We start from the raw sequence: 3,254 nt of genomic DNA, 5'->3' as shown, positions 1-3,254 counted from the left end.
ATGTTGTGTCCACAACGCACAGACGATCATGCGGTGGCCGTCCTCGTTCCCGCGGGACCCGAGGTCACCTCACGAATGGCGGCTGCCGTACTAGCTACACCCTCGCCCGAGAGCTCGCCGCGCCGTCCGTGTCCGCTGGTGTCGCCGTCTGTCCGGCGACGACTTAGCAGACGCGTGTAAGCCCAGGTCTCGACGCGTTCATGGTGTCGAGACCTGGGCTCACCGCTGCGTCATATGAAGTATGGCGCGGTCGCTGCGCCCGACAAGATGGCGATGATGATCCGGATGGCGACGGCTGCCGACATACGGGACTTCGACTGCGAGGCTCAGCTGCCCTACGCCTGCCGCGCGAATGTCCAGAAACGATCGAAGAAGGCCTGGCGCGACAATTCACCCGATGTGGGTGATTATGCCAGCGAGAACCAGGCTCTGGCGCAAGAAGTGTGATTGATCTTGATCGGCTCGATCTCAGCGGCGATCCGTGATGGCAGCCTCGAGACGCAGACCAACGCCGACGGTGACCAGCATCCCGGCAAAGAGGTAGCCCTTGGCTGGTGTGCTGTCAGTCGCGAGGCCAACGATAGCGATCAGGAAGCCGATGACCAGGGCAATGGTCCCGAGAATCCGGGCAGTGTCGACTCGTCGTTCCCGCGCATCCATAGACGGCACCGTACGGGTGTGACCGACGAGCGGTGCATCGGGGATCATCGACCAGCGCTACCGCTGGTTCCAGGTTGGAAGTGACAGCCAGCCCGACAGGGATATGTCGGTCGGCCGGGCGAACGTTGCGGGACGCTTGTCAGCCCGGCACTTCGGCCAGGAATGCGGCGTAGCCGTCCTTGCCGTGAGCGATGGCGGCGGTGTAGACGGCGTCGACTGCAGCGGCCAGCGGGTCCTTCAAGACCAGCGAGAGCAGCGCGGGGAAGGCGACAGACTGCTGGTGGAAGTTCGGCGTGCCGTCGGGCAGGGTGATGACGGTGTGCGGTGTCGCGGGGTCTTCCCACACCCGAAGATAGGCGGCCTGACCGTAGTTCTCGGTGAAGGCTGCTGGGAGTTGCCCGCCGGCCTCGGCCGCTTCCAACGCCTCGGCGATCGAGCCGATCTGTTCCAGGCCGGCCGCGCGCATGGCCCGGCGGGCCGCCCATACGGCGATCTCACGCTGGCGGCCGGCTGGCAGCACGGCCAAACGGTCCAGTAGTGGGCGGTCGAGCCGAGCCAAGGCCTTCGCGTTGCCGGAGAGGAGCTTCTGCAACCGCTCGGTGGGCGGGGTGCCACCCCAGGACTTCGTCTCCTGCTCGGCGCGCAGGCGGCGGCCGGCCTCGATGCGCTCGGCCTCTTCGGCCGCGCGGGCGCGCAGCACAGGTTCCCAGGCCGGGAGGCTGTCCGGGGCTTTCTCCAGCAGGTGGTCCCAGATGAGGCCCAGCATGATCGCGTGCCGGCCGATCACCCCCTCATGGCGGATCGTGAGCTCGCCGTCGTTCCCGGCGTTGATCCGTACGATGCTCGGCTCATCGTCCGGAAGCAGGGCGGCTGCGGCCGCCCATCGCCACTCGAGCGTGTCGTCAGCGATCCTGATGAGGTGCACTTCCCGGTCGCCGACGGGCAACCGTCCTTCCAGGACGCGGGTCGCCTCGGCCGCGGAGAACGGCGAGATCCGCCGGCGGACCACGGTGACACGGGGCAGGGCCGGGTCGTCGCGTTCCTCGTAGGTGTCGTACGGCCTGATCACGTCGAGCATCGCGTACTCGGCGGCCTTCGCCGGTTTCTGCTCCCACCGGCGACGGGCGCCGGTCGCGCGCAGGGTTCGCGGGCCGACTTCCTCGGTCACCGGCCATACGAGCAGTTCGTGCTGCTCCGGCGGGTCCTCGTCGGTGCGGAGGCTCTCGTGAATGAGGTTGCGGGCGTGTGCACGTACCCGGATGAGGCCGGGCGCCACGGGCAGTTCGGCGAGTTCGTCGGTGGTACTGCCCATCATGCTGTGCACCGATAACACGCCGCGGGGGCACCACAGTGTCGTCTCACTGATGGCGTCCCACTTGCCCGCGAACTCGTTCGGGGGTCCGTCGCACGTGACCACCCGCATCTCGATCCACCCGGTGTGGGTGGCGGCGAAGCCGGTGCACTCGGTCGGGCTGCTGACGTGCAGCAGATTGTCACCGACCAGGTAGATGCCCATGCCGGTACGCCAGTACGGCGCCGACCGCACCTGGTACTGGCAGTAGTCGACGAATTGCCGCACAAAGCTGTCCACCGGCACCATTCTGCCCACGCGAGAGTCGGAGCTCTGCCCCGCTCGTCGAGGAACGTAACTATCGGCTCTGACCAGCATTGCCGTTGATTCCGGTCCGTTTACTACTTCTGCCTGCCCCGTCACGGCCCTGACCTGCACAGCCTCGCTGACGAAGGCAGCCTAAGATTCGCCGCATGATCGACATGGATGCCGTTCTCAATGGGACGGACTGGGCGGAGCTCAGCCACGCTTATGGTTCGGCCGAGGACGTACCGGATCGACTGCGGGCACTGCTCAGCGAAGACGAGGGCCGGATCGCCGAGGCATGGCATGAACTGGGCAATCTGCTGACCCACCAGGATTCGGTCTATCCGGCGACGGCGCCAGCCGCCCTGTTCGTCGCTGCGATCCTGAGTGACCCACAGACGGCGATTTGGGTGCAGGGCCGCCCGCTGCGGGCTGAGCTGATCGACTGGCTGGAAACCGTCGCGGCCGCGCCGATCGAATACGGCGACGTGTTCGACGGCCCCGGTCTCGCCGAGTGCGGGGCGATCATCGGGCAACTGCGGGAGGCCGTGGCGGCGCACATCGAAGACCGGGACGAGTCGGTCCGTGAGTCCGCTGAGACGTTCCTGGAAACGACGGACCTCGACTGACCGGCCTCCACGCCGCCTCGACTACGGCGGGTAGCAACTGCCCGCCCCATGGCGAGAACTCGCGACAGTTGAATAGGCGGTATCACCAGTATCAATGGCCCGTTCGTTGCCAGACAACGCATCCACACATCGCAACAACACCCCCGGCCAATACTTTGCCACCACAGCTAACGACATCTGCCATGGCTGCACCGCCAAAACTTCCCTCAGAACCCGACCAGCCCGGTTGGGGTCGGTGGCGGCGACCGCCTCGGCCACCGTGACCAGCGCCCACGCCTGCTGATCCGGGCGGATGATCGACCGGGCCGCGGTCTCGGCGTGGTCGGTGAGGCGTCGGGCCCGGTCGGGGTCGGTGGCGACCGCCCGAG

5 protein-coding genes are annotated in these 3,254 nt (G+C 66.9%); 2 read left to right on the top strand and 3 right to left on the bottom strand.

Translation table 11 applies throughout. The annotated features are described in order from the left end of the window. Positions 1-234 precede the first annotated feature (234 nt). Entirely contained in the window at positions 235-447 is a 213-nt protein-coding gene (locus ACH442_RS47950) for a hypothetical protein (protein WP_396344911.1), read from the top strand. A gap of 21 nt (positions 448-468) precedes the next feature. Here ACH442_RS47950 and ACH442_RS47945 read toward each other — a convergent pair whose 3' ends face one another. Beyond that, positions 469-708, bottom strand: coding sequence for a hypothetical protein (locus tag ACH442_RS47945; RefSeq protein WP_396344910.1), 240 nt, complete (start codon positions 706-708; stop codon positions 469-471). 91 nt (positions 709-799) lie between these two features. Continuing rightward, positions 800-2,251 (bottom strand): hypothetical protein, encoded by a 1,452-nt coding sequence (locus ACH442_RS47940; protein WP_396344909.1) that lies wholly within the window; start codon positions 2,249-2,251, stop codon positions 800-802. Between the two features lie 173 nt (positions 2,252-2,424). Here ACH442_RS47940 and ACH442_RS47935 point away from each other — a divergent pair, with 173 nt between their 5' ends. Continuing rightward, a complete protein-coding gene (locus tag ACH442_RS47935; RefSeq protein ID WP_396344908.1) occupies positions 2,425-2,886 on the top strand; it encodes a hypothetical protein in 462 nt (153 codons plus the stop codon). Positions 2,887-2,907: 21 nt separating this feature from the next. On the opposite strand, the gene ACH442_RS47930 is transcribed toward ACH442_RS47935, so the two are convergent. Next, on the bottom strand, positions 2,908-3,254 hold a 347-nt coding region (locus tag ACH442_RS47930; protein ID WP_396344907.1), incomplete at its 5' end, for a hypothetical protein.

Origin of the sequence: Actinoplanes sp. NPDC020271 (genome assembly GCF_044388125.1) — a bacterium.
Lineage (GTDB): Bacteria > Actinomycetota > Actinomycetes > Mycobacteriales > Micromonosporaceae > Actinoplanes.
Note: the sequence above shows the minus strand (reverse complement) of the source record. Positions and strands in the feature narration are given on the sequence as shown.

Bases quoted from the DNA above. Each gene is read 5' to 3' on its own strand.
- ACH442_RS47945 (WP_396344910.1), bottom strand. From the start codon at position 708: ATGATCCCCGATGCACCGCTCGTCGGTCACACCCGTACGGTGCCGTCT.
- ACH442_RS47950 (WP_396344911.1), top strand. From the start codon at position 235: ATGAAGTATGGCGCGGTCGCTGCGCCCGACAAGATGGCGATGATGATC.
- ACH442_RS47935 (WP_396344908.1), top strand. From the start codon at position 2,425: ATGATCGACATGGATGCCGTTCTCAATGGGACGGACTGGGCGGAGCTC.